The sequence below is a fragment of the Micromonospora humi genome (assembly GCF_900090105.1).
Classification (GTDB): Bacteria; Actinomycetota; Actinomycetes; order Mycobacteriales; family Micromonosporaceae; genus Micromonospora; species Micromonospora humi.
On the sequence record NZ_FMDM01000004.1, the window covers coordinates 199,390 to 224,156 of the forward strand.

Genomic DNA, 24,767 nt, shown 5'->3' on the forward strand with positions numbered 1-24,767 from the left:
CCCCTCCCCCGACGATCCGGGCGTCGCCGCTTTTCGATCTTGACGGCCCCGACTCCGGCGTGGTGCGGTGGACCGATGGTCGAGTATCGGGCGGTCTTCGACGCCGAGGTGGTCTTCGCGAACGGCGGCGGCCTGCGCACCGACGGTTTCCGGCTGGACGTGCCGGGCCCCGGGGTCACCGACGACGAGCTGGCGACACTGCTCGTGCGGCACCTCGGGCTGCTCATGGTCGGCGAGGTGCGGATCAGCAACCGGACCGTGGTCGAGGAGCCGCACCGGGGCGGGCGCGGCGTCACCGCTCCGGTCGCCCCCGGGCGGCGCCTGGTCGAGCTGAGCCACGAGATCACCGACGGCCTGGTCACGCTGCCCGGCTGGCCGGGTCCGACGATCACCGACTGGCTCACCCGGGAGACCTCCCGACAGCGGTACGCGCCGGGCGTCGAGTTCCACGTCGCCCGCATCGACATGATCGCCAACACCGGCACGTACGTCGACACGCCGTCGCACCGCTTCGCCGGCGCACCCGACCTGGCCGGGACCCCGTTGGACCGGCTGGCCGACCTGCCCGGCGTGGTGGTGCGCGTGCCCGCCGGGGTGCGCGCCGTGGACCGACTGCTGCTCGCCCCCTACGAGGTGGCCGGGCGGGCGGTGCTGCTGCACACCGGCTGGGACGCGCACTTCGGCACCGACGCCTACGCCGCCCCGGAAGCGCCCCACCTGACCGGCGACGGCGCCTCCTGGCTGGTCGAGGCCGGCGCGGCGCTGGTCGGCATCGACTCGATCAACATCGACGACATGACAGCGGCGGCGGCCGGCGAGCGCCCGGCGCACACCGCGTTGCTGGCCGCCGGCATCCCGATCGTGGAGCACCTGACCTGCCTGGACGCGCTGCCACCCACCGGCTTCCGATTCACCGCCGCCCCGCCGAGGGTGGCCGGCATGGGCACCTTCCCGGTCCGCGCCTTCGCCGTCGTGTGACCCACACCGCCTCCCCGAGGCGGCGGTGTCACGGCACCCACATCCCCGCCACCTCCCGGAAGCGGCGCCTACTCCAACACGAGACGCCCCCCGCCGTCCGCAAGATCCACACCACATGGAGTGGATCTTCCCGCCGGGTCGACCCCTGCCGCCGGCGAGTGGAACGCCATGGGTGGCAAAACGGGTCCGAGACACCCATGGCGTTCCACTCATCGGTGTTCGGGGCGGCGGGGCGGCGCGCGACGGATCGGTCCGTACCGCTCTGCTGATCCTCAAGGCCGAGGGGTTGATCGAGGGTCGGCAGGGTGAGGGCGTGTTCGTGCGCGGTCAGTAGCGCACCGCGATCCGGCGCTCGGCCGCGTCGACCCGGATCTCCCCGCCGTACGGGATGATCACCTGCGGGTCGGTGTGACCGAGGTCGACGTCGAAGACCACCACCGGGTCGTCGGCGTACGGGCCGATCGCCCGCAGGACCGCCGCCCGCTGCTCCTCCCCCCAGGCCAGCCGCTCCGCCACGGTCAGCTGCCGGTCGAAGTTCCACGCCTTGGGGCGGCCCACCACGACCGCCGGGAAGCCGGCGAGCAGCCCACGCTCGCCCAGGTTCCGCAGCATCCGGAAGACCTCCTCGGCCGGCGGCATCTCCTCAGACGTCTCCACCAGCAGCACCGAGCCGGCCAGCGCGGCGGCGGACGGCACCCGGTCGGCCGCGGCCAGCCAGTGCAGGATCTCCAGGTTCCCGCCCCAGGTGCGGCCGTCGACCACCCGGGCGGGCCCGTGCCAGCGCCAACCCTCGCCGGGCACCATCGGCGGCTCCTCGGTGAGCGTCGCCGGGTCCCGCCAGTCGAGTGTCTCGTCGCCCCACTCGGTGGCCGGGGTCAGGTCGTACCAGTCGGAGGTGAACAGCGCGGCGCGCAGCGAGTCGACGGTGAGCGGGTGCGGCCGGCCGGGCCGGCCGAGGTGCACCAGAACGGAACCGCCGTGGTAGCCCACGATCCCCAGCTTGTGCAGGTGGTTGAGCACGTTGGTGTTGTCGGAGTAGCCGAAGTAGGGCTTCGGGTTGGCCCGCAGCACCTCGTCGTCGAGGAACCGGGTGACCGTGATCAGGTCGTCCCCGCCGACGGTGGCGAGCACCGCCGTGATCGCCGGGTCGGCGAACGCGGCGGTCAGGTCCCGGGCCCGGTCCCGAGGGTCGGCGCCCATCACCCGGGTGGTCGGATACTCCACCGGCTCCAGCCCCAGCTCGTCGCGGAGCCGGCGCAGGCCCAACTCGTACACGTGGGGGAAGAGACCTGGCAGGCCGGCGGAGGGTGAGACCACCGCGACCCGGTCGCCCGGTCGCGGCTTGGCGGGGTAGCGCGGCAGCGTCATGATCCGACGCTATCGGCGGCCACCAGCGATTTCCGCCCGGCGAAACCCCAAAAATGGGGCACATGCCAGCAATAGGCTGGACCCGTGGACGACGAGCCGGAGCTGCGGACCCGGGACTGGCTGCCCCGCACGGCGGCGCTGGTGCTCGGCACCCTTGCGCTGGCCAGCGCGTTCATCGCCGCCTACGTCGGCGCGCTGCACAAGCCGGACCCGAAGGACGTGCCGGTCGCCGTGGTCACCAGCGACCAGCCGGCCGAGACCGTGATGTCGGCCGTCCGCGCGCGCACCGACACCATCAAACCCGTCGGGTACGACAGCCGGGCCCGCGCCGTCGACGGCCTCAACGACCGGTCGGTGTACGCGGTGCTCGGCTCCACACCGGGCGGCGGCCTCACCCTGACCACGGCCAGCGCCGGTGCGCCCGCCGCCACCGAACTCGTCACCGCCGTGTTCACCGAGGCCGCCCGGCAGGCCGGCGTGCCGCTCCAGGTCACCGACGAGGTGCCGGTCTCCGACGGCGACCCGCGCGGCCTGGTCCCGTTCTACCTGGCGGTCGGCGTGGTGCTCGGCGGCTACCTGGCCTCCACCGCGCTCGGCATCTCACTCGGCACCAGCCCGCGCGGGCTGCGCCAGGCCGGGTTGCGGACCGCCACGCTCGCGGTGCACTCCATTCTGCTCGGGCTCATCGGCGCGGTGCTGGTCGGGCCGGTGCTGGACGTGTTCCCGCACGACGTGGGCACCATCGCGGTGGTCGGCGCGCTTGCCGCGTTCGCGGCCGGCATGGTCGCGGCGGCGGTGCAGGCGTGGCTCGGGCTGCTCGGCACCGGCATCGTGATCCTGCTGCTGGTGGTGCTCGGCAACCCCGGTTCCGGAGGCATCTACGCGCCCGAGTTCCTGCCCGCGTTCCTGCGCGGCATGCACCGCTGGAACGTGCCGGGCCTCGCCACCGACCTGCTCAAGTCCGCCATCTACTTCGACTGGCGCGGCGGCGGCTGGGCGTTGACCGGGCTGCTGGTCTGGGTGGTCGTCGGCCTGGTCGGGCTGCTCACCGCGACCCTGTTCCGGGCCCGTCGACGGGCCGCGCGGACCGCTCCGGGGCGGCACGCCGCCGCCCAGGGGTGACCGGCCGGCGCGTCCCAGAGTGCAGATCATCACGCCGTCCCCCTCCTGCCGTCGGGGCTCACGCGGATACCATCCAGGGGAGTCGGACAGCGCTGTCCTTCGTCCTCGCGTAAGGAGCGCACCCGTGACCGACCAGCACGACCACGACGGCCCCGACGCCGCTCTCCGGGCCGACATCCGCCGCCTCGGCACGCTGCTCGGGCAGACCCTGGCCCGGCAGGAGGGCCGCCCGCTGCTCGACCTCGTCGAGGAGATCCGCGCCCAGGTCCGCTCCGACGCGCCGGCCGCCGCCCAGCGCCTCGCCGGGCTCGACGTCACCACCGGCACGAAGCTGGCCCGCGCCTTCTCCACCTACTTCCACCTGGCCAACATCACCGAGCAGGTGCACCGCGCCCGCGACCTGCGCCGCCGCCGCGCCACCCACGGCGGCTGGCTGGACCAGGCCGCCAAGATGATCGCCGAGCGCGGCGTGCCGGCCGAGGAGATCGCCGCCGCGGCCCGGCGGCTCGCCGTCCGCCCGGTCTTCACCGCCCACCCCACCGAGGCGGCCCGCCGGTCCATCCTGTCCAAGCTGCGCGCGGTCGCCGACGAGCTGGACGCCGAGACCGCCAACGCGATCCTCTACGGCGCCAGCGACGAGGGCCCGGCCAACCGCCGCCTCGCCGAGCTGCTCGACCTGATGTGGCAGACCGACGAGCTGCGGCTCGACCGGCCGGACCCGACCGACGAGGCCCGCAACGCCATCTACTACCTGCGCGACCTGCACGCCGAGGCCGCCCCGCAGGTCCTCGACGACCTCGCCGACACGCTGCGCACGCTCGGGGTGGAGACGTCGCCGACGGCCCGCCCGCTGACGTTCGGCACCTGGATCGGCGGTGACCGCGACGGCAACCCGTTCGTCACCCCGACGGTCACCCGCGAGGTGCTGCGGATCCAGCACGAGCACGGCATCGAGGCCACCGAGCGGGCGATGGACGAGCTGATCAGCGAGGTCAGCGTCTCCCGCCGGCTGCGCGCGGTCTCGCTCGACCTCTCCGCCAGCCTGGCCAAGGACCTGGACGCGCTGCCCGAGGTGGCGCCCCGGTTCCGGCGGGTCAACGCCGAGGAGCCCTACCGCCTCAAGGCCCGCTGCGTGAAGGCGAAGCTGGCGAACACCCGGGAGCGGCTGCGCGCCGGGACCCCGCACGTGCCGGGCCGCGACTACCAGGGCGCCACCGAGCTGATCGCCGACCTGGAGCTGCTGCGCGCCTCGCTGGCCCGCAACTCCGGGCAGCTCACCGCCGTCGGGCGGCTGGCCTCCACCATCCGTACGCTCTCCGCGTTCGGGCTGCACCTGGCCACCATGGACATCCGGGAGCACGCCGAGAAGCACCACGAGGTGCTGGCGCAGCTCTACGAGGCGGTGGGCGAGGTCCCCGACTACCCGTCGCTGAGCCGGCTGGAGCGCACCAAGCTGCTCGCCGACGAGCTGACCGGCCGCCGGCCGCTCTCCACCCAGGACAGCCCGCTCACCGAGTCGGCCCGCAAGACGTTCGACGTGTTCTCCGCGATCCGCGAGGCGCAGGACCGGTTCGGCCCCGAGGTCATCGAGTCCTACATCATCTCCATGACGCTGGGCGTGGACGACGTGCTCGCCGCCGTCGTGCTGGCCCGCGAGGCCGGCCTGGTCGACGTGCAGAGCGGGCGGGCCCGGGTCGGCATCGTGCCGCTGCTGGAGACGCCGGCCGAGCTGAACGCCGGCGGGGAGCTGCTCGACGAGCTGCTGTCGCTGCCGGCCTACCGGGCGCTGGTCGCGGCCCGGGGCGACGTGCAGGAGGTGATGCTGGGCTATTCCGACTCCAACAAGGAGGCCGGCATCACCACCAGCCAGTGGTCCATCCACCGGGCGCAGCGCGCGCTGCGCGACGTGGCCGCCCGGCACGGCGTGCACCTGCGGCTGTTCCACGGCCGGGGCGGCACGGTCGGCCGGGGTGGCGGCCCCACCCACGAGGCGATCCTGGCCCAGCCCTACGGCACGCTGGACGGCGCGATCAAGGTGACCGAGCAGGGCGAGGTCATCTCCGACAAGTACACGCTGCCGGCGCTGGCCCGGGAGAACCTGGAGCTGACCGTGGCCGCCGTGCTCCAGGCCACGCTGCTGCACACCGCGCCCCGGCAGCCGGCCGAGATGCTGGAACGCTGGGACGCGGCGATGGACGTGGTGTCGGAGTCGGCGTTCCGCTCCTACCGGTCCCTGGTCGAGGACCCGGACCTGCCGGCCTACTTCTGGGCGTCCACCCCGACCGAGCTGCTCGGCGCGCTGAACATCGGCTCCCGGCCGGCGAAGCGGCCGAACACCGGCGCCGGCCTGTCCGGCCTGCGGGCCATCCCGTGGGTGTTCGGCTGGACGCAGACCCGGCAGATCGTGCCCGGCTGGTTCGGCGTGGGCTCCGGCCTCGCCGCCGCGCGGGAGGCGGGCCTCGCCGACGTGCTCGCCGAGATGAACCGGAACTGGCACTTCTTCCGCACGTTCCTGTCCAACGTCGAGATGATGCTGACCAAGACCGACCTGAGCATCGCCCGCCGCTACGTGGAGACCCTGGTCCCGAAGAAGCTGCACCCGATCTTCGCGAAGATCGAGGAGGAGTACGAGCTGACCAAGCGCGAGGTGCTCGCGGTCTCCGCCTCGCCGGCGCTGCTGGAGAACTCGCCCGTGCTGCAACGCACGCTCGCCGTGCGGGACACCTATTTGGAGCCGCTGCACCACCTCCAGGTGGCGCTGCTGCGGCAGTACCGCGAGTCCGGCGCGGCCGGGCGGGCGGTGGCGACCGCGCCGGGCGGCCGGCGCGCCCCGAACGACGGCACCGCGCTGGAGCGGGCGCTGCTGACCACTGTCAACGGCATCGCCGCCGGCATGCGCAACACCGGCTGAGGGGTAAAGAAGGGGCCCCCGCTTAACGCATTCTGCATAGGCGGGGGCCCCTTTTAACACCTGTGCGGGGGTTACCAGTCGCCGCCGCCGAAGTCGCCACCACCGAAGTCGCCGCCGAAATCTCCCCCGCCGCCGAAGTCGCCGCCGGTGTAGTCGCCCTGGCCGCCGAAGTCGTTGCCGCCCTGGTCGCCGTAGTCCTGGCCGTCGCCGAACCCGTCCTGGAAGCCCTCCTGGTAGCCGGACTCGTAGCCGTAGCCCGGGTCGGCGAACGCGGGCGAGAAGAGCGCGTCCGCGATCAGCATGCCGCCGAGCACCCCGGCGCCCGCGCCCAGCGCGGTCTTCCACCACGGCGTCGAGTACCAGCCGGCGGGCACCGGCCGGCCCTGCATGTGACCGCCGGGGTAGTAGTAGGGCGTCCGGCTCCCCGGCTGCGGGCCGGCCCGGAACGTCTGGCCCTGCACCGCGACCTCACGCTCCTTGGTGAGCATGCCGGCGCCGCGGGCGGCCGCCAGCGGCGGCAGCTCCGGGCCCGGGTCGATGCCCATCGCCGTGCGCGCCGCCCGGATGTACGCCAGCCCCTCCAGCGCGGTCTCCCGCGCCAGCGCGAACTGGTGCGTGGTGCGCGCCTGCTCCAGCTGCGAGCCGGCCGCGTTGTAGCGCTCGCCCGCGTCGGCCAGCGCCTGCCGGACCGCCGGCTCGTCGCCGTGCAGGTTCATCAGCTGGCCGCCGAGCCGCTCGTACCAGCGCTGCGCCTCGGCGCGGGCGTCCGCCAGCTCGTTCGCCCGCCGGGACCTGCTTCCCCACCGCCAGAACACCAGCGCACCTCCGAGCATCAGCACCAGGAACAGCCACAGGGCAATGTCCATGACTCGAACGTACCCAGCGAGCGCACGTCGTACCCGTTTGGCAAGCTCTCTGGCATGAGCTTCTCGACGCTGGCCGTGGTGGTGCTCTGCCTCGCCGCCGGCGGCGCGGTCGGCTGGCTGGCGGCCCGGGCGCGCTCCGCGGCCGACGTGGCCCGGCTGGAGGCGACGCTGGCCGCCACCCGCGCGGGCGAGGGCCGGCTGGAGCAGTCGATGCGGGCGCTCAGCTACGAGGCGACCGCGCAGTCCCAGGAGGCGGTGGCGCGCGCGGTGGCGCCGCTGCACGACACGCTCCGCCGCTACGAGCAGCGCGTCGCCGAGCTGGAGCACGATCGGGTCGACGCCTACGCCGAGCTGCGCGAGCAGGTCCGCTCGATGAGCACGGTCTCCGGCGAGCTGCGCACCGAGACCAAGCAGCTGGTGGCCGCGCTGCGGGCGCCGCAGGTGCGCGGCCGGTGGGGCGAGCACCAGCTCCGGCGGATCGTCGAGGCGGCCGGCATGCTGGAGCACTGCGACTTCGACGAGCAGGTCACCGCCGCCACCGACCACCAGGGGGTCCGCCCCGACCTGGTGGTCCGGCTGCACGGCGGGCGCTCGGTGGTGGTCGACGCGAAGGCGCCGTTCGACGCCTACCTGACCGCGATGGAGGCGCGCGACGAGCGCGGGCGGGACACCCAGCTCGACGCGCACGCCCGGCACCTGCGGGCGCACGTGGACAGCCTGGCCGCCAAGTCCTACTGGGCCGCGTTCGACCAGACCCCCGACTTCGTGGTGCTGTTCGTGCCGGCCGACCCGTTCCTCGACGTGGCGTTGCAGCGCGACCCGGCGCTGCTGGAGCACGCGTTCGCCCGCAACGTGGTGCTGGCCACACCGGCCACGCTGGTGGCGTTGCTGCGCACGGTCGCCTACTCGTGGCGGCAGGAGGCGTTGGCGCGCAACGCCGCCACCGTCCACTCGCTGGCCCGCGAGCTGTACGCGCGGTTGTCCACATTGGGCGACCACGTGGGCAAGCTGGGCAGTTCGTTGAGCGGGGCGGTGACGGCCTACAACCGGGCCGTCGGTTCGCTGGAGTCCCGGGTGCTGGTCAGCGCGCGCAAGCTGGCCGAGCTGGGCGTCTCCGGTGACGAGTTGCCCGCGCCGGCGCAGGTCGAGCTGGCGCCCCGCCAGCCGCAGGCGCCGGAGTTGCGTTCCGAAGCCTGAGTTCAGCCCCGGCGGGCGGATTCGACAACGAACGGGGTGCCCTGCTGGCAGGTGGTCATCATGCCCGGCTCGGGTCGGCCGGTGACCTCCACCGTGGCGCCGGCCTTGAGCAGGTCGCGCGGGCCGCCGACCAGCAGGTGGTCGTCGAGCAGGAGGCAGTTCGGCTCGACCCCGGCACGGATGGTGCCGCTGAGCGTGGTGCCGCCGACCCCCGGCGGCGTCGACGGGCCACCCTTCCAGGTCGGGTCCGGGCGGCTCGGGCTCGCGCTCGGCACCGGGTCGGGCTGGCTGGTCGTCGGCGCGGCTCCGGTCGGGCCGGAGCCGGCGGGCTCGTCGTCCGGGCCGGCGCAGGCGGTCAGCGCGGCAGCGGCGAGCAGGGCTACGAGCACCGTCCGAGGAGTCTTCATGTCGGTTGGACGCGGTGGGCGGCTGATCCGTTCCCGGTCAGCGGCGGGCCGCCGCGGCCTTCATGTCGCGCTTGAGCTCCTGCGGCAGCGAGAAGGTCAGCCGCTCGTCCGCGGTGGTGATCTCCTCGACGTCGGCGAAGCCCCGCTCGGCCAGGTGCGCGAGCACCTCCTGGACCAGGTCGTCCGGCACGCTGGCGCCGGAGGTCAGGCCCACCGTGCGGGCGCCCGCCAGCCAGGCGTCGTCGATCTCGTGGGCGAAGTCGACGAGGTGGCCGGCGCGGGCGCCGGCGTCCAGCGCCACCTCGACCAGCCGGACCGAGTTCGAGGAGTTGCGCGAGCCGACGACGATCACCACGTCGCACTCGGGGGCGATCTCCTTGACCACGTGCTGGCGGTTGGAGGTCGCGTAGCAGATGTCGTCGCTGGGCGGCGACTGGAGCAGCGGCAGCCGCTGCTTGAGCCGGGCCACCGTCTCCAGCGTCTCGTCGACCGACAGGGTGGTCTGGGAGAGCCAGACCACCTTCTCCGGGTCACGGACGGTGACCTGGTCGACGCTGTCCGGGCCGTCGACGAGCTGGATGTGGGCGGGGGCCTCGCCGGCGGTGCCGATGACCTCCTCGTGCCCCTCGTGACCGATCAGCAGGATGTCGTAGTCCTCCTGGGCGAACCGCCGGGCCTCGTGGTGCACCTTGGTGACCAGCGGGCAGGTGGCGTCGATCGCCTTGAGCGAGCGCTCCTTGGCCTGGGCGTAGACCTCGGGGGCGACGCCGTGGGCGGAGAAGATCACGGTGGCGCCCTCCGGCACCTCCTCGTTCTCCTCCACGAAGATCGCGCCCTTGGCCTCCAGCGTCTGCACCACGTGCTTGTTGTGCACGATCTGCTTGCGGACGTAGATCGGCGCGCCGTAGAGCTTCAACGCCTCCTCGACGGTCTGCACCGCCCGGTCGACGCCCGCGCAGTAGCCGCGGGGCTTGGCCAGGAGCACGCGCTTGCCGGTCCGGGGAGTCGTCTCAGCGTCAGTCACCCGACCATGGTACGTGCGCCGGCAGCGCCCTGCCCCGGGCTGTCGGCGCCGGGCCGTAGGGTGGGCCGGGTGAGCGCGGGTGAGGTGGGGCGGAGCACGCCGCAGGACCGGAGCACGTCCGAGGAGCCGTGGCCGGTCCGGGTGGTCAGCCAGAAGGTCGGCGCCTGGATCGCCCGGCTCGGCTGGGTCTGGGTCGACGGGCAGGTGGCGCAGATCAGCCGTCGCCCCGGCGCCTCCACGGTTTTCCTCACCCTGCGCGACCCGTCGGCCGACCTCAGCCTGACCGTCACCACCAACCGTGACGTGCTCGACTCGGGCGCCCCGGAGCTGCGCGAGGGCGCCCGGGTGGTGCTGCACGCCAAGCCCGAGTTCTACGCCGCGCGGGGCACGCTCAGCCTGCGGGCCGACGAGATCCGTCAGGTCGGCCTCGGTGAGCTGCTGGCCCGGTTGGAGAAGCTGAAGAAGCTGCTCGCCGCCGAGGGCCTGTTCGACCGCTCCCGCAAGCGGCGGCTGCCGTTCCTGCCCGGCCGGGTGGGCCTGATCACCGGCCGCGCCTCGGCGGCCGAGCGTGACGTGCTGACCAATGCCCGGCGCCGCTGGCCGGCGGTCGAGTTCCGCACGGTGAACGTGGCGGTGCAGGGGCCGGGCGCGGTGCCCGACATCGTGGCCGCGCTCAGGGTGCTCGACGCCGACCCGGAGGTCGACGTGATCGTCGTCGCCCGTGGCGGTGGCGGCCTGGAAGATCTGCTGCCCTTCTCCGACGAGGCGCTGTGCCGGGCGGTCTTCGCCTGCCGCACCCCGGTGGTCAGCGCGATCGGCCACGAGACCGACGCGCCGCTGCTCGACTACGTGGCCGACGTGCGCGCCTCCACGCCCACCGACGCGGCGAAGCGGATCGTGCCCGACCTGACGGAGGAGGTCCGCCTCATCGGTCAGGCCCGTGGCCGCCTGGAGCGGGCCGTGCGCCATCTCGTCGACCGCGAGCAGCACCGGGTCGACCTGCTCCGCTCCCGCCCGGTCCTGGCCCGGCCGCAGGTGATGGTGGACCAGCGGGCCGCCGAGGTCACCGCGCTGCACGACCGCGCCGGCCGCTGCCTGGAGCACCGGCTGGCCGCCGCCGACGACGACCTGCGACACACCCTGGCCCGGTTGCGCGCGCTCTCCCCGGCGGCCACCCTCGACCGCGGCTACGCCATCGTGCAGCGCGGCGACGGCCACGTGGTCCGCGCGGCGTCCGAGGTGGCCAAGGGCGATCCACTGCGGGTACGCCTCGCCGAGGGCGAGCTGACCGCCACCGTCGACGGCTGAGGGATTGGGACCGATGACTGAAAAGACGAAGAACGAGCAGCTCAGTTACGAGCAGGCCCGCGCCGAGCTGGCGTCGGTGGTGGAGCGGCTGGAGGCGGGCGGCACCTCGCTGGAGGAGTCGTTGGCCCTGTGGGAGCGGGGCGAGCAGTTGGCCGGCGTCTGTCAGCGCTGGCTGGACGGCGCCCGGGCCCGCATCGACGCCGCCCGGCAGCGCCCCGAGGAGTGACGCACCCCGGCGGCGCGGACGGCCTCCGGGGTGCGTCGACGAACGGTCGCGCTCAGTTGAACAGGTTGTAGAGCTCCGACGGCGCCTCGACGACCTGGTCGGCCGGGGGCTTCGTCGCCGCGGCGGCGCTGCCGTAGTCGGAGTAGGTGATCTTGACGTCCTGGGCGGCGCTCTGGCCGGCGGCCGGGATCTTGAGCACCAGCTCGCTGAGCCGGCCCTGCGGGTCGACCTTTGCGGTGAACGGCACCGACTGGGCCTGCGCACCGAGCGCGGTGATCACGGCCGGGTCGAGCGAGCCGGCCTCGGCGGCCTTCGACACGTCGACGGTGCCCTCGAACGCGCCGTCGCCGGTCTGCCGCACCTCGGTCACGCCCTGGGTGAGCACGGCGCTGCCGGCCGGGTCGACCTTCTCGAAGTCGAAGCCCAGCGACCGGTTGCCCTTGATCCGGTTCTGGTCGAGGTGCTGGTACTTGCCGGTGTTGATGTTCTTCACGCCGGGGATCTGCGCCGCGGCGGTGCCGCCGAGCTCCAGCTTGACCCAGCTGTCCGGCTTGGCGTGGATGAGGTCCAGCTTCATCATCAGGTCCGACGACGGGTCGCCGATGGTCATCTTCATCTCGGCGCTCTGGCTGGGCTCGTGCACCTGCCCCTCGGCGGTGGAGCCGGCACCCGTCATGGCGAACCGGAAGTTGCCGTCCCGGATCGCGTTCGTGGAGTCGAGCAGCGCCTGCTTGGCCGCGCTGTTGGACGCCGAGGCGCTGGGGGCGACGCTGCCGGAGGCGCTGGGCGTCGCGGAGGCGTCGGAGGTTCCGTCGCCGTTGCAGGCCGCCAGGCCGGGAATGAGCAGCGCCGCGGCGAACGCGGTGGCGCTGAAGCGTCGTATCTTCACGTCAACCTCTCCAGGTGGGTCGTCCGGGCTCGTGTCCCTTCTGTTCCCTGAAGCGGCGTTCCGCAATCCCGGTCACCCGATGGTGGGCCGTCAGCGCAGCGAGGTGGCGAGCCGGCGCAGCTCGGACTCCCGCGCGTCGCCGACCACGAGCACCGTGCGGTTCGGCTCCAGCAGGACGAGCGCCTGCTCGTTGCCGCGGGCGGTGTACCGCTGCCAGCTCAGCCCGTCGGGCAGGTCGGCCGGGCCCTGCGGCTGCCCGTCGCTCAGCTCGGCCGGCAGCAGCTTCTCCGCGGGGACGTTGCTCTCCACCAATTGCGCGCCCCGCCCCTCCGGCGTCACGTACCCGATCCGCAGCGTCGCGCCGTCCGCCTCGGTCCGGAAGCGGGCGTTCACCGTACGCCAGTCGTCGCCCAGCCCGGTCGGCGCGGCGACCGGGAAGGCGTTGGCCGACCGGGCCTGCTCCAGCGCGGGCGCCGGGTCGACGGTGACCGGCGAGTCGCCGCCGAGGAAACCCCGGTAGAACGCGATCAGCAGCGCGATCGGCACCAGCAGGATCAGCAGCGACAGCACCATGTCCTTCGGTGACCGCTCGGAGCGGGCCTTCTCCCGGCCCGGCGGCGGCGCCGGCCGCTCCCCCGCGTCCGCGGCCGGCGCGGACGACTCGACCAGTGCGGGCGGCCCGTCCGGCGGCGTCGCGCCGGCGTCGGGGCGCACCGGCGGCTGGCCGTCGGGCGGGGTGGCGTCGAGCGGTTGGCGATCGGCAGGCTGTGCGGGTTCCACCCGGCCATTGTCGCAGCCGCACGGGTGAGGTGATCCTGGCCTCCTCCGCCCCGCCGGGGCGGCGAACCTGAGATCGTGTGAGGATCAGCGACAAAACCGGCGGCGGCGACGGCCGCACTCCCGCCGGTCCACCCCGCAACGTCGCGAGGAGGAGGCCGCCATGACAACCACCAGGACGCGGACGCCCCAGGATCTCGACCGCAATCTCGCCCTCGATCTGGTCCGGGTCACCGAGGCCGCGGCCATGGCCGCGGGCCGCTGGGTCGGCCGGGGCGACAAGGAGGGCGGTGACGGCGCCGCCGTCGACGCCATGCGCAAGCTGATCAACTCGATCCCGATGCGCGGGGTCGTGGTGATCGGCGAGGGCGAGAAGGACAACGCCCCGATGCTCTTCAACGGCGAGGAGGTCGGCGACGGGACCGGTCCCGAGGTGGACGTCGCGGTCGACCCGATCGACGGCACCACCCTGATGAGCAAGGGCATGCCGAACGCGCTCGCGGTGCTCGCGGTCGCCGAGCGGGGCGCGATGTTCGACCCGAGTGCCGTCTTCTACATGGAGAAGCTCGCCGTCGGCCCGATGTACGCCGACGTGGTCGACATCAACGCCGGGGTGGCCGAGAACATCCGCCGGATCGCGAAGGTCAAGGGCACCGACACCTCGGACGTGACGGTCTGCGTGCTGGACCGGTCGCGCCACGACGACCTGGTGAAGCAGATCCGGCGGGCCGGAGCCGGCATCCGGCTGATCTCCGACGGTGACATCGCCGGCGCCATCGCGGCCGCCCGCGGCGAGTCGGACGTGGACGTGCTGATGGGCATCGGCGGCACCCCCGAGGGCATCACCGCGGCCTGCGCCCTCAAGTGCATGGGTGGCGTGATGCAGGCGAAGCTCTGGCCGAAGGACGACCAGGAGCGGGAGAAGGCGCTGGCCGCCGGGCACGACCTGGACCGGGTGCTGTTCACCGACGACCTGGTCACCGGCGACAACTGCTTCTTCGTGGCCACCGGCGTCACCTCCGGTGACCTGCTGCGCGGCGTGCGGTACCGGGCCGGCGGGGCGTACACCCAGTCGATCGTGATGCGGTCCAAGAGCGGCACGATCCGGGTCATCGACTCGTATCACCGCCTGGAGAAGCTCGCCCTCTACTCGGCGGTCGACTTCGACGGGCGCCCGCTGGCCGAGCAGGAGTGACGACCGGGCCGGCAGCTCCGCCGACGTTGTCGACCGGTCGGCGGATCGCCGGCGTCGGGCTGGCCACCGCCTCCGGCGTGCTGGTGGCACTCCAGTCCCGGATCAACGGCGAGTTGGGCGTACGGCTGGCCGACGGGATCGCCGCCGCGGTGGTCTCGTTCGGCCTGGGCCTGCTGATCCTGCTGGTGCTGGTCCCCGCCACCGCGGGTGGCCGGCGGGGGCTGGCCGCCCTGTTCGGCGCCCTGCGCACCGGCGCGCTGCGCCCGTGGCAGTGCCTGGGCGGGGTGTGCGGCGCGTTCCTGGTGGCGACGCAGGGGTTGACCATCGGCGCGCTCGGCGTGGCCGTCTTCACCGTCGCGGTGGTGGCCGGGCAGTCCGGCAGCAGCCTGCTGGTCGACCGCGCGGGCATCGGCCCGACCGGCCGGCAACCGGTCACCCCGAACCGGCTCGTCGGCGCGGTGCTCACCGTGCTGGCGGTGCTGCTGGCCGTCGGTGACCGGCTCGGCGACCCCGGTGCGCTGGCGTTGGCCCTGCTCCCGCTCGCCGCCGGCGTGGGCATCGCGTGGCAGCAGGCGGTGAACGGGCAGGTCCGGGCGGCGTCCGGCAGCGCGGTGACCGCCACGCTCGTCAACTTCACCGTCGGCACGGTGGCGTTGCTCGCCACGTTCGCGGTGGACGTGGCGGTGCGGGGTCGGCCGGCCGGCGTGCTCCCGGGCGAGCCCTGGCTCTATGTCGGCGGCCCGATCGGCATCGTGTTCATCGCGCTGGCCGCCGCGCTGGTCCGGTTCACCGGGGTGCTGCTGCTGGGCCTGGCCACGATCGCCGGCCAGATCGTCGGCGCGGTGCTGCTGGACGTGGTGCTGCCGACCGAGGCGTCGCACCCCGGCGTGAACACGCTGCTGGGTGCCGCGCTGACCTTGGTGGCCGTCCTCGTCGCCGCCTTCCGGAGGTAAGGCGGGGGCCCCGCTTAACGCTTCCGGTAGAGGCGGGGGCCCCGCTTAACACGAGGCGTTAAGCGGGGCCCCCGCCTAACGCGCGGTCGGGGCGGGCAGGCCGGTGACGATCTCGTCGACGACCTCGTCAAGGGGCGTCGGGTCGATGCCGAGCGTGTCGCTGGCGGCGGTGGAGTCCAGCACGAACGGCCGGGCGAACTGGTGCGCCGTCTCGCGCAGTTCCCGGGCGAACGGGTTGACCACGCCGGCCGCCCAGAGCAGCGGATACGGCATCCGGATCAGCCGTGGCGCGGGCGCGCCGGCCCGGGCCGCCGTCCGTTCGGCCAGCGCCCGCATGGAGACCGCCGGTGCGCTGGGCACGTGCCAGGCCCGTCCCCAGGCCCGCGGTTCGGTCGCGGCGGCGACCAGGGTACGGGCGACGTCCGGGACGTACGTCCAGGTGTGCGGGGCGTCCCAGGCGACCGGCAGGAACACCCGCTGCCCGGCGAGCACTCGGGGCAGCACCATCATCGCCAGCGAGGTGCCGCCGACGCCGACGTAGTCGGAGCCGCGTACCTCGGTGACCCGGGCCCGACCGGCGCGGTGCGCGGCCAGGGCGTCGGTCCACATCCGGTTGCGGACCCGGCCCTTGGTGCCGGTGGCGGCGAGTGGCGTCGCCTCGGTCATCGGCGCGTCGACCGGGCCGTAGCCGTAGAGGTTGCCGACGGTGGCGAGCACCGCGCCGCCGCGTTCGGCGGCGGTGAGCAGCGCGGCGGCCAGCGGCGGCCAGTCCGTCGCCCACCGGTGGTAGGCGGGGTTGGCGCAGTTGTACAGCGCGACCGCGCCCTCGGTCAGCGCGGTGAGTCGGTCGGCGTCGCCGGCGTCGGCGGCGATCCGCTCGACGGCGGGGTGTTCCGGGCCGGTGCCGCGCCGGGTGACCACCCGCACCTGCTCGCCGCGCTCGGCGAGCAGGCGGGCGGTGGCGGTGCCGACGGGTCCGGCGCCGACGATCACGTGCAGGGCCATGGCAGGTCCACCTTCGCTGAAGCAGTAATCCACATGGAGAGCGGTGCTCTCGAAGAAGAGCATGACTCAGAAGGTGGCCGCAGTCAAGAGCAGTGCTCTCGCTTTTGATTGCCGCTCTCATCCGTGGCAGAGTGGGGGCATGGTCGCTCCCTCGCTCCGCGCCCGGGTCCGCGCCGGCATGATCGAAGAGATCAAGGCGGTCGCCCGCCGCCACCTGGCCACCGACGGCGCCGACCTGTCGCTCCGCGCCGTCGCCCGGGACCTGGGCATGGTCTCCTCGGCGATCTACCGCTACTTCCCCAGCCGCGACGACCTGCTCACCGCGCTGATCCTGGAGGCGTACGACGCGCTCGGCGACGCGGTGGAGGCGGCGGACGCCGCCGCCGACCAGGACGACCTGCGCGGGCGCTGGCACGCCGCCGGCCGGGCCGCCCGCACCTGGGCGCTGGCGCACCCCGCCGAGTACGCGCTGCTCTACGGCAGTCCGGTCCCCGGCTACGCGGCCCCGGACGACACTGTCGCGCCGGCCCAGCGCCCCCCGATGACGTTGCTCGGCATCCTCCGCGACGGGGTCGCCACCGGCCGGCTCGCCGCACCCGGCGAGGACCTGCCCGAGCCGCTGCGCGGCGACGTGGCCGACCTGGTCGACCAGACCGGCGTGGCGCTGCCGCCCGCCCTGATGGCGCGCGGGATGGCCGGCTGGACCCAGCTCTTCGGGCTGATCAGCTTCGAACTGTTCGGCCGGATCAACCGGGCGCTGCCGCACCGCGACGAGTACTTCGACCACCAGATCGGCCTGATGGCTGACCTGATCGGCCTGCCCTGACAGCGGTCAGCGGGCCCGGCCGGGCCACTGCCCCGCCGACGGCGGGTAGGGCGGGTCCACCGGGTGGGACGGGGGCGGCCAGTACGGCCAGGGCGCCTGCCACGGCTCGATCAGCCGCGCCGCCCGCCAGCCGAGCACCAGCCCCGGCAGCGTGGCCGGCAGGGTGAGCAGGACGGCGATCACGGCGTACACCGGTCGGCCGTGGAGCCAGCCGGCGAGTGGCAGCGCGGTCAGCACCAGGGTGAGCGCGGCGGCCAGGAACACCTCCGCGGTCCACCGGCCGGGCGCCCGCCGCGCCCAGTTCGGAATCAGCGCCAGCATCGTGCCGCCCAGCAGCAGAAAGGCGCACCCGATGGCCGCCGTCGGCGCGACGAGGTCGTCGGTGGTCCACACCGGCAGCAGCGCCAGCGCGACGAGGAACAGCACCACCGAGAGCGGGAACGACAGCGACAGGCCATAGCCGGTGGTGTGACCGGCCCGCATCCCCGACACGATCAGCACGAAGGCCGCCAGCGCGAACGCCAGCGTCACGGCCCGCAACGGGTCGTTGTGCCGATCCATCGGCGAGATGGCGTCCAGTGGCGGCGGGTTCGCCCCCCACTGCCCGCCGGTGAACCCGATCCGCTGCCACCGCCCGTCCGCGCCCCGCACCGCGAAGCCGTCCCGGCCGTTGGCGACCAGCACGACGTGCCCCCCGGCGCCGGTGTCCAGCACCGCCAGATCCTGACCGGCGATCCGTTCCCCATGCGGTCCGGCCTCCTGGTAGCGGGCGTTCAGGAGGGCCCGCTGCTCCTCGGTGACCTGCCAGGACAGGTGCCAGTTCCGGCCGGCGTCGTCGCTGGCCTCCACCCGGATGCGGCCGGGCGTCAACCGGTAGCAGTGCCGCGGTGAAGCCGTCGAGCAGTCCTCCCGGGCGGGCAGCGCCGGGTCCGCCGACCGGGACGTCAGGAGCGCCACCTCGCCGGCCGTGGCGTCCCGCCAGGTCAGCCCGGCGTCCTCGCTGATCCGCCACTGCGAGGCGACGGGACGACTCTCGGGCCCCCGGCTGTCCGCGATACCGGCCACGAGCCGGCCGTCGACCACGGCCGCGTCGACCGCGTCGGGAGAGTGGAGCGCGCTGGTGGCCGCCACCGCGAACGTCGCCGCCGGCAGTAGCACGAGCAGGCGGACCAGCCGGGCGGAGCGCCGCCCCACCGGGTCGCGCCGGGCCCGATGCCACGCCCAGCCGGCCACCGCGAGCGCCGGTAGGGCGAGCAGGTCGGTCCGGTCGGCGCGGACCGACGACGGCCCGCTGACCACGCTCCATAGGTCCGAGGCGGCCGTCGCGGCGTACCCGCTCGTCTTGACCACGGCGAACCCGACGCCGACCGAGCCGAGCGCGACCAGGGCGGCGACAAGGGCCCGCAGCCGGGGCGCGACCAGCGTGACCAGCACGGCCACCAGAGACGGCGCGAGCACCAGACCGGCGACGTCGCTCAGCTTGCCGGTGACCGGCCCCGGCCACGCCGCCTTGAGCACGTGGTCGTTGAGCAGCAGGACGAGCAGGGCGAGCACGGTCTCCGGCCGACCCAGCCAGGCCAGCGCCACCTGGGTGCCATCGGGCGCGGTCGCTCGGTGGCGAGTCATCCGTCCATCGTGGGCACCGGCGATCTCGATGCGGCCACGCCGCGGTGAGGATCCGGCCTCAGGTGCCGTCGGAGGAGTGGCCGGGGAAGAGGTGCGCGGTCGGGTCGATGACGACCGCCGCGTTGTTGACAGCGGTCGCCGCCTCGCCGAAGCCGGTGGCGATCAGGCGCACCTTGCCCGGGTATTCGGTGATGTCGCCGGCCGCGAACACCCGGGGCAGGTTGGTGGCCATCGCGCTGTCCACCAGGATGTGCCGCCGGTCGAGGTCGAGCCCCCACTCGGCCAGCGGGCCCAGGTCGGCGGTGAAGCCGAGCGCCGCCACGACGGTGTCCACCGGCAGCGTCTCCGTGCCGCCGCCGCGTACGGTCAACTCGGCGCCGGTGACGCGCTCCTCGCCGTACAGCCGGCTCACCTCGGCGTTGACCACGACCCGCACCGGCAGCTCACGGACCCGCTCGACGCTCGCCGCGTGCGCGCGGAAGCGGTCCCGCCGGTGCGCCAGGGTCACCGACCGGGCCAGCGGGGCGAGCGTGGCCGCCCAGTCGAAGGCCGAGTCACCACCGCCGACGATGAGCACGTGCCGGTCGGTCAGCTCGGTGGGCTGGGGCACGAAGTAGACGATGCCGGCGCCGGTGAAGCTCTCCGCGACCGGCAGCGGCCGGGGCGTGAAGCTGCCCAGACCGCCGGTCACCACCACCGCGCCGCACGTCAGCTGCTCACCGCCGGCCAGCCCGAGGACCGGCCGCCCGTCGAGGTAGGACAGCTTCTCCGCGCGTACGCCGAGCAGGTATTCGGGGTGGAACGGCGCGGCCTGGGCGACCAGGTTCGTGACCAGCTCCCGCCCCTTGACGGCGGGGAAACCGGCGACGTCGAGGATCAGCTTCTCCGGGTACATGGCGGTGACCTGCCCGCCCGGCTCGGGCAGCGCGTCGATCACGACCACCGAGAGCCCCCGGAACCCGGCGTAGTAGGCGGCGAAGAGCCCGGCCGGGCCGGCCCCGATCACGGCGACATCGACCTCGCGCATGGCGTACCGTCACTTTCCGCCCGGGATGGATCAACGTGTGCTGATGCCGACGGTAGGCGGACGGGTGGCGGCGGGCAAGCACGTCCCGCCGACGGACGAACGCGTCGTCAGGGGTAGGTGACCGGCGGTGACCCCAGCCGGTCGTGCGCGCCGGTGTCGGAGCGACGGCGGAACAGGATCGCCGCGACCACGCCACCGAGCAGCCCGAACAGGTGGCCCTGCCAGGAGATCCGCTCGTCGGTGGGGAGGATGCCCAGCAACTGCCAGCCGTAGAGCAGGCCGACGAGCAGCACGACGGCGAAGTTCCACCAGCTCCGTTCCACCACACCCCGGGTGATCAGGATGCCCAGGTAGCCGAAGATCACCCCGCTCGCGCCGACCACCACCGAGGTCGGCGAACCGGTGAACCACACGCCCAGGCCGCTGACCACGATGATCACCGCGGTGGACCAGAGGAAGCGGCGGGTGCCGGCGGCCAGCACGAACGTGCCGAGCAGGATCAGCGGGATGCTGTTGCTGTAGAGGTGGTTCCAGCCGGCGTGCAGGAACGGCGAGAAGAAGACCCCGTCCAGGCCCTGGATCCGGTGCGGGATGATGCCGGCGGTGACGTCGAGGTTGAGGCCCAACCCGACGTCGAGCGCCTCGATGAGGAACAGCACCGGCACGACCGCGCACATCGCGACGAAGGCCCGGCCGAGCGACGCGTAGAACGCGTCGGTGCCGAACCGGTTGGGGTCTCCGCCGCGGGGGCTGTCCTGCCAGGTCACCCACCAAGAGCTATCAGTAAATGCGGCCGACCGCCAGTCGAGGGCGGAACGACGACGGCGGGACACGCGGTTTCCCGCGCGCCCCGCCGTCGATCGGACCGCTCAGTACCAGCCCTCGCTCTGCGACTGCTGCCAGGCGCCGCACGGGGTGTCGTAGCGGCCCTTGATGTAACCGAGGCCCCACTTGATCTGGGTGGCGGCGCTGGTCCGCCAGTCGTCGGCCACCGAGCCCATCTTGCTGCCCGGCACGGCCTGCGGAATTCCATACGCGCCGGAGCTGCTGTTCGAGGCCTTCACGTTCCAGCCGCTCTCCTTCGTCCAGAGGCGGTCCAGACACGGGAACTGGTCGATGCCGAAGCCCTTGTCGAGCATGATGGCGCAGCCGACCTTGCGGTTGCCGCTGTATTCCGCGCACGAGGCCGGGATCGGCCCGTCGTACGGCTTGGCCTTGGCCTCCGCCGTCGCCTTGGCCTCCGCCTCCGCCGCGTCCCGCTCCTTCTTGCGGTTCGCGGCGGCCGCCTCGGCCGCCTTGGCGCGCTCGGCGGCCTCCTTCGCCGCCGCCGCGGCACGCAGCTTGGCCTGGTATTCCGCGGCCCGCTGCTTCGACGACTGCAGGCGATGGTCGGCCTGCCGTTCGCGCTGGTAGGTGTATTCAGCCTGGTCGACCTGGCGGCCGACCTGCGCGGTCAGACCCTGCTCTTGGGTCTGACGATCTTCGCCCAGGTAGAAACCGCCGGCAACACCCACGGAGAGCAGTGCGACAGCGGCCGTACGGGCGCCGAACCGGCTCCACAGCCGACTCACGAAGTTTCCCTTCGTCGGAGGCAGGGACACGACACCACGCGTGGCCGGTTTCCGGCCGCGCCCGGGTGCCGCAAGCGCCCCGCCCACCGGTCTCGACCGGCGCACCGGCACTCGTGGCTCCCGCCGTCCGTGGCGGAGAATGCTCGACGAGTTCCCGGTGCGAATGGGACTCCAGACACTGGAGTTGTCGGTGACGCTCGATGGACACCATCGCGCACGGTGAGGCTGGTGGGAAATGGCGGCGGCCAAAAGTGATCTGCGCCACATGTAAAATGTGGACGAAGTGGGACAAAAGGGCCAGTCAGCCCGGGATGTCCTCCAACAGGTCGGTGACCATCGCGGCGATCGGCGATCGCTCCGACCGGCTGAGGGTGACGTGCGCGAAGAGCGGATGCCCCTTCAGCGCCTCGATCACCGCCGTCACGCCGTCGTGTCGGCCCACCCGGAGGTTGTCGCGTTGTGCCACGTCGTGGGTGAGCACCACCCGCGAGCCCTGGCCGATCCGGGACAGCACGGTGAGCAGGACCCCCCGCTCCAACGACTGCGCCTCGTCGACGATGACGAACGCGTCGTGCAGACTCCGGCCCCGGATGTGGGTGAGCGGCAGCACCTCCAGCAGGCCGCGCGAGGTGACCTCCTCCAGCACGTTCTCGTGCACCACCGCGCCCAGCGTGTCGAAGACGGCCTGCGCCCAGGGCGACATCTTCTCCGACTCCGAGCCGGGCAGGTAGCCGAGTTCCTGGCCACCGACCGCGTAGAGCGGGCGGAAGACGATCACCTTCTTGTGCCGGCGGCGTTCCATCACCGCCTCCAGTCCGGCGCAGAGGGCCAGCGCGGACTTGCCGGTGCCGGCCCGGCCACCCATCGAGACGATGCCGATCGACTCGTCCAGCAGCAGGTCGAGCGCGATCCGCTGCTCCGCCGAGCGCCCGTGCAGGCCGAACGCCTCCCGGTCGCCGCGGACCAGCCGCACCGTCTTGTCGGGCAGCACCCGACCGAGCGCCGAACCCCGCGCCGAGTGCAGCACCAGCCCGGTGTGGCACGGCAGCCCCGCGGCGGCGTCGCAGTCCAACGCGTCGCCCGCGTACAGCCGGCCGATCTCCTCCTCGGTCAGCTCCAGCTCGGCCATCCCGGTCCAGGTCGGGTCGCTGGCCTGGCCGTGCCGGTACTCGTCCGCGCGCAGGCCGACCGACGCCGCCTTCACCCGCAGCGGCATGTCCTTGCTGACCAGGGTCACCTCACGCCCCTCGGCGGCGAGGTTGAGCGCCACCGAGAGGATCCGGGCGTCGTTCGACTCGTTGCGGAAGCCGGGCGGCAGCACGCCGTCGTCGGTGTGGTTGAGCTCCACCCGCAGCGTGCCGCCCTGCTCGTTGGCGGGCACCGGCCGGTCCAGCCGGCCGTGCCGCACCCGCAGCTCGTCCAGCATGCGCAGCGACTGGCGGGCGAACCACCCCAGCTCGGGGTGGTGCCGCTTGCCCTCCAACTCGGAGATGACCACCAGCGGCAGCACGACCTCGTGCTCGGCGAAGCGGTGGAACGCCGCCGGGTCGGAGAGCAGGACGGAGGTGTCCAACACGAAAGCCGGGCCCGCTGGTCGAGGCTCCTCGGTGGCGGCAGCGGCGGCGGTGCGCCGGCTGCGGGTGGTCCGACGGGTGGTGGCGGTCGAGGCCGGGGTCTGGTCGGCACCGGCGGGGGTACGGCGAGTGGTCACAGGCCTGCTCCGCGGATGGGCACCCGGCCACCCGAGTTCCGCCTCTTCCGGTGCCCGGCGGACACGGGGTCGGATGCGGGCCCCGTGCGCGAGGTCGCAGGTCCGGGCTGTCCGGCTGGCCCGGGAAAACCCCGCGCCATGCCTAGACGCTAATCCTCGTGGGCCCGCGCGGCTAGGGGTCCGGGTGGATCACCGATGAACACGGAAGAAAGCGGCCGGGATGCATGCCCCCTGCGCGCATCCCGGCCGGTCAGGAGGGCCGTCAGCCGGAACGGCGGACCAGCGTCCCGGCCCTCGGCCCGGCGGCCGCCGCGGTGAACGAGGACCCGGTGTACGTGGTGCCCGCGCGGTCGACCGGTCCGCCGCGCCGGGCGGTCGCGGTGACCCGGACCGCCGGGGCGTCGGGCCGGGCGGTGACCGCGGCCGGCACGGCGGTGCCGCCGAACGGCGTGGTCGCCCGCCCGACCGACGTCACCACGGTCGGGGCGGGAGCGGACAGTGCCGAGGCGATGGCGGCCTGGGCGTCCCGGCGCCGGCGGTTCCAGGCGCCCCGGTCTCCGTCGAAGTAGCCCTGCCGGTAGCCGAACCGGTAGCCGATCCGATAGCTGAGCTGGCCGTGCAGCCGGCCGGCGGCATAGCAGGTGGAGCCGAGCACCAGGACGAGGACGACGGCGAGAAAGGGGCTCACCGCTCGTCCGCCCCGGGCAGCGGGTCGACCACCAGCAGCCGCTCCAGGTCGTCGGTGCCGACCTCCTCGACCAACTCGACGCTGATCCGGCACCCGTCGAGGATCACCTCGGCGACGGACGCCCGACGGATCTCGCCGCCGGAGTCGTAGACCCGCACGCTCAGTTCCGGACAGCCGAGGTGGGTACGCCAGGCGTCCCACTCCCCGCGGTCACCGACGCTCAGCGAGAGGTAGCGGCAGCCCCGGGCGAGGTAGAGGCGCCACGGGGCGCTCAACCCGGCGGAGACGCCGTCCGCGATCAGGCCGAACGCCTGGGCGCGGGTCGCGAGTTCGGTCACGAGACCCCCTCCGCAACCGCGGAGTGACGCATGTGAGCACTCGTCGTCTCAAGCACGTGACACACCGTAAGTTGTCTCATGGACGTGACAGTATCAGCTTTTCGTGCCGTTGCCGCCGCACTCGTGTCTATCTATTCTGCCCGGGTGAACCCCCTCAGGATCAGCTCTGGATCGTTTACCGGAAAACCCGGATCAGCGTCACGTCTGCGTGACAACAGCGCGCCGAGTCACCTCGGGAGGACCGACTGGTCGTACCGTCACGGGGTGAGTGAGACGGCCAGTGCACGGAAGATCGCCTTCGCCACGTTCGTCCGCCGCGCGTTGGACGACGCCCGCGCGATGCGGGCCTGGAGCGGCACCGAGGTCTCCCGGCGCACCGGCGTCTCCCGCCAGACCATCAACCGCTGGGTACGCGGCGACTGGGCCAGCGACCCCGAGGCCGAGCGGGTGGTCGCGTTCTGTGAAGGGCTCGGGGTCGACCCGACCATCGCGTTCGCGGCGCTCGGCTGGGACCGGGCGACCGGCCCCCGCGCGGCACCCACCCCGCCGCCGATGGACCCGGACGTCGAGGCGCTGCTGCGTCGCCTGGTCGACCCGAACGTCTCCGACGCGGAGAAGTTCCACATTCGAGAAACCATTCGTTACCTCGCATATCGCCCGACTCTTCCGGCGAATGTCCGAAATAGAGGTAAACAAGCCGGCTAGTTCCTCAGATGGCGAAAGAACGGAAGGTCAGTACCGATCGTTTCGCCTC

Annotated in this window: 24 protein-coding genes; 10 read left to right on the forward strand and 14 right to left on the reverse strand. The window is 73.3% G+C overall.

Annotated elements, in window-relative coordinates:
* The first annotated feature begins 75 nt into the window (after window positions 1-75).
* A complete protein-coding gene (locus GA0070213_RS09220) occupies window positions 76-978 on the forward strand; it encodes a cyclase family protein (protein ID WP_091060709.1) in 903 nt (300 codons plus the stop codon).
* A 327-nt stretch (window positions 979-1,305) separates the two neighbouring features.
* Here the strand turns inward: GA0070213_RS09220 and GA0070213_RS09225 are convergent, their stop codons facing one another.
* Complete coding sequence (locus tag GA0070213_RS09225; RefSeq protein ID WP_091060711.1) at window positions 1,306-2,346, reverse strand: S66 family peptidase; 1,041 nt, start codon at window positions 2,344-2,346, stop codon at window positions 1,306-1,308.
* Window positions 2,347-2,430: 84 nt separating this feature from the next.
* On the opposite strand from GA0070213_RS09225, the gene GA0070213_RS09230 reads away from it, so the two are divergent.
* Both GA0070213_RS09230 and ppc read left to right on the forward strand, forming a co-directional pair.
* Complete coding sequence (locus GA0070213_RS09230) at window positions 2,431-3,468, forward strand: hypothetical protein (protein WP_091060714.1); 1,038 nt, start codon at window positions 2,431-2,433, stop codon at window positions 3,466-3,468.
* Between the two features lie 124 nt (window positions 3,469-3,592).
* Window positions 3,593-6,379, forward strand: coding sequence for a phosphoenolpyruvate carboxylase (gene ppc, locus GA0070213_RS09235; protein ID WP_091060717.1), 2,787 nt, complete (start codon window positions 3,593-3,595; stop codon window positions 6,377-6,379).
* A gap of 71 nt (window positions 6,380-6,450) precedes the next feature.
* Here the strand turns inward: ppc and GA0070213_RS09240 are convergent, their stop codons facing one another.
* Window positions 6,451-7,245, reverse strand: coding sequence for a hypothetical protein (locus tag GA0070213_RS09240; RefSeq protein ID WP_091060721.1), 795 nt, complete (start codon window positions 7,243-7,245; stop codon window positions 6,451-6,453).
* Window positions 7,246-7,299: 54 nt separating this feature from the next.
* Here GA0070213_RS09240 and rmuC point away from each other — a divergent pair, with 54 nt between their 5' ends.
* Window positions 7,300-8,442, forward strand: coding sequence for a DNA recombination protein RmuC (gene rmuC, locus GA0070213_RS09245; protein ID WP_091060724.1), 1,143 nt, complete (start codon window positions 7,300-7,302; stop codon window positions 8,440-8,442).
* A gap of 2 nt (window positions 8,443-8,444) precedes the next feature.
* Here rmuC and GA0070213_RS09250 read toward each other — a convergent pair whose 3' ends face one another.
* Both GA0070213_RS09250 and GA0070213_RS09255 read right to left on the reverse strand, forming a co-directional pair.
* On the reverse strand, window positions 8,445-8,849 hold the full coding sequence (locus tag GA0070213_RS09250) for a beta/alpha barrel domain-containing protein (RefSeq protein ID WP_091060728.1): 405 nt from the start codon (window positions 8,847-8,849) through the stop codon (window positions 8,445-8,447).
* Between the two features lie 37 nt (window positions 8,850-8,886).
* Window positions 8,887-9,873 (reverse strand): 4-hydroxy-3-methylbut-2-enyl diphosphate reductase, encoded by a 987-nt coding sequence (locus GA0070213_RS09255; RefSeq protein ID WP_091060731.1) that lies wholly within the window; start codon window positions 9,871-9,873, stop codon window positions 8,887-8,889.
* A gap of 69 nt (window positions 9,874-9,942) precedes the next feature.
* On the opposite strand from GA0070213_RS09255, the gene xseA reads away from it, so the two are divergent.
* Complete coding sequence (gene xseA / locus GA0070213_RS09260; protein WP_245716321.1) at window positions 9,943-11,181, forward strand: exodeoxyribonuclease VII large subunit; 1,239 nt, start codon at window positions 9,943-9,945, stop codon at window positions 11,179-11,181.
* Between the two features lie 13 nt (window positions 11,182-11,194).
* A complete protein-coding gene (locus tag GA0070213_RS09265) occupies window positions 11,195-11,407 on the forward strand; it encodes an exodeoxyribonuclease VII small subunit (RefSeq protein WP_091060736.1) in 213 nt (70 codons plus the stop codon).
* 52 nt (window positions 11,408-11,459) lie between these two features.
* On the opposite strand, the gene GA0070213_RS09270 is transcribed toward GA0070213_RS09265, so the two are convergent.
* A complete protein-coding gene (locus tag GA0070213_RS09270; RefSeq protein ID WP_091060739.1) occupies window positions 11,460-12,296 on the reverse strand; it encodes a hypothetical protein in 837 nt (278 codons plus the stop codon).
* Window positions 12,297-12,386: 90 nt separating this feature from the next.
* Window positions 12,387-13,076 (reverse strand): DUF4245 domain-containing protein, encoded by a 690-nt coding sequence (locus GA0070213_RS09275; RefSeq protein WP_091060742.1) that lies wholly within the window; start codon window positions 13,074-13,076, stop codon window positions 12,387-12,389.
* A 160-nt stretch (window positions 13,077-13,236) separates the two neighbouring features.
* Here GA0070213_RS09275 and glpX point away from each other — a divergent pair, with 160 nt between their 5' ends.
* Window positions 13,237-14,268, forward strand: a complete 1,032-nt coding sequence (gene glpX, locus GA0070213_RS09280) for a class II fructose-bisphosphatase (RefSeq protein WP_091060745.1) — start codon at window positions 13,237-13,239, stop codon at window positions 14,266-14,268.
* Between the two features lie 26 nt (window positions 14,269-14,294).
* Window positions 14,295-15,221 (forward strand): DMT family transporter, encoded by a 927-nt coding sequence (locus GA0070213_RS09285; RefSeq protein ID WP_175441289.1) that lies wholly within the window; start codon window positions 14,295-14,297, stop codon window positions 15,219-15,221.
* A gap of 75 nt (window positions 15,222-15,296) precedes the next feature.
* Here the strand turns inward: GA0070213_RS09285 and GA0070213_RS09290 are convergent, their stop codons facing one another.
* Window positions 15,297-16,226: an NAD-dependent epimerase/dehydratase family protein gene (locus tag GA0070213_RS09290; RefSeq protein ID WP_091060752.1), complete on the reverse strand. Its 930-nt coding sequence runs from the start codon at window positions 16,224-16,226 to the stop codon at window positions 15,297-15,299.
* 139 nt (window positions 16,227-16,365) lie between these two features.
* Between GA0070213_RS09290 and GA0070213_RS09295 the strand changes: the two genes are divergently transcribed.
* Window positions 16,366-17,052 carry a TetR/AcrR family transcriptional regulator gene (locus tag GA0070213_RS09295; protein WP_091060755.1) on the forward strand — a complete coding sequence of 229 codons (687 nt, stop codon included), beginning with the start codon at window positions 16,366-16,368 and terminating at the stop codon, window positions 17,050-17,052.
* A 6-nt stretch (window positions 17,053-17,058) separates the two neighbouring features.
* Here GA0070213_RS09295 and GA0070213_RS09300 read toward each other — a convergent pair whose 3' ends face one another.
* The 7 genes from GA0070213_RS09300 to GA0070213_RS09330 form a co-directional block, all read right to left on the reverse strand.
* Window positions 17,059-18,678: a hypothetical protein gene (locus tag GA0070213_RS09300; protein ID WP_139128649.1), complete on the reverse strand. Its 1,620-nt coding sequence runs from the start codon at window positions 18,676-18,678 to the stop codon at window positions 17,059-17,061.
* A 58-nt stretch (window positions 18,679-18,736) separates the two neighbouring features.
* A complete protein-coding gene (locus tag GA0070213_RS09305; protein ID WP_091060763.1) occupies window positions 18,737-19,705 on the reverse strand; it encodes an NAD(P)/FAD-dependent oxidoreductase in 969 nt (322 codons plus the stop codon).
* 107 nt (window positions 19,706-19,812) lie between these two features.
* Complete coding sequence (locus GA0070213_RS09310; RefSeq protein ID WP_091060768.1) at window positions 19,813-20,472, reverse strand: rhomboid family intramembrane serine protease; 660 nt, start codon at window positions 20,470-20,472, stop codon at window positions 19,813-19,815.
* A 102-nt stretch (window positions 20,473-20,574) separates the two neighbouring features.
* Window positions 20,575-21,276, reverse strand: coding sequence for an aggregation-promoting factor C-terminal-like domain-containing protein (locus GA0070213_RS09315; RefSeq protein ID WP_175441274.1), 702 nt, complete (start codon window positions 21,274-21,276; stop codon window positions 20,575-20,577).
* Between the two features lie 301 nt (window positions 21,277-21,577).
* Window positions 21,578-22,987: an RNA 5'-3' helicase PhoH2 gene (phoH2, locus tag GA0070213_RS09320; protein WP_091060775.1), complete on the reverse strand. Its 1,410-nt coding sequence runs from the start codon at window positions 22,985-22,987 to the stop codon at window positions 21,578-21,580.
* A gap of 262 nt (window positions 22,988-23,249) precedes the next feature.
* Window positions 23,250-23,675 carry a hypothetical protein gene (locus tag GA0070213_RS09325; protein WP_091060779.1) on the reverse strand — a complete coding sequence of 142 codons (426 nt, stop codon included), beginning with the start codon at window positions 23,673-23,675 and terminating at the stop codon, window positions 23,250-23,252.
* Entirely contained in the window at window positions 23,672-24,013 is a 342-nt protein-coding gene (locus tag GA0070213_RS09330) for a hypothetical protein (RefSeq protein WP_091060782.1), read from the reverse strand. The genes GA0070213_RS09325 and GA0070213_RS09330 overlap by 4 nt, the downstream gene beginning before the upstream one ends.
* 264 nt (window positions 24,014-24,277) lie before the next feature.
* Here GA0070213_RS09330 and GA0070213_RS09335 point away from each other — a divergent pair, with 264 nt between their 5' ends.
* Window positions 24,278-24,718, forward strand: a complete 441-nt coding sequence (locus GA0070213_RS09335) for an XRE family transcriptional regulator (RefSeq protein ID WP_091060784.1) — start codon at window positions 24,278-24,280, stop codon at window positions 24,716-24,718.
* Window positions 24,719-24,767: the final 49 nt, after the last annotated feature.

Bases quoted from the DNA above. Each gene is read 5' to 3' on its own strand.
- GA0070213_RS09220 (WP_091060709.1), top strand. From the start codon at position 76: ATGGTCGAGTATCGGGCGGTCTTCGACGCCGAGGTGGTCTTCGCGAAC.
- GA0070213_RS09225 (WP_091060711.1), bottom strand. From the start codon at position 2,346: ATGACGCTGCCGCGCTACCCCGCCAAGCCGCGACCGGGCGACCGGGTC.
- GA0070213_RS09240 (WP_091060721.1), bottom strand. From the start codon at position 7,245: ATGGACATTGCCCTGTGGCTGTTCCTGGTGCTGATGCTCGGAGGTGCG.
- rmuC (WP_091060724.1), top strand. From the start codon at position 7,300: ATGAGCTTCTCGACGCTGGCCGTGGTGGTGCTCTGCCTCGCCGCCGGC.
- GA0070213_RS09250 (WP_091060728.1), bottom strand. From the start codon at position 8,849: ATGAAGACTCCTCGGACGGTGCTCGTAGCCCTGCTCGCCGCTGCCGCG.
- GA0070213_RS09265 (WP_091060736.1), top strand. From the start codon at position 11,195: ATGACTGAAAAGACGAAGAACGAGCAGCTCAGTTACGAGCAGGCCCGC.
- glpX (WP_091060745.1), top strand. From the start codon at position 13,237: ATGACAACCACCAGGACGCGGACGCCCCAGGATCTCGACCGCAATCTC.
- GA0070213_RS09290 (WP_091060752.1), bottom strand. From the start codon at position 16,226: ATGGCCCTGCACGTGATCGTCGGCGCCGGACCCGTCGGCACCGCCACC.
- GA0070213_RS09295 (WP_091060755.1), top strand. From the start codon at position 16,366: ATGGTCGCTCCCTCGCTCCGCGCCCGGGTCCGCGCCGGCATGATCGAA.
- GA0070213_RS09300 (WP_139128649.1), bottom strand. From the start codon at position 18,678: ATGACTCGCCACCGAGCGACCGCGCCCGATGGCACCCAGGTGGCGCTG.
- GA0070213_RS09305 (WP_091060763.1), bottom strand. From the start codon at position 19,705: ATGCGCGAGGTCGATGTCGCCGTGATCGGGGCCGGCCCGGCCGGGCTC.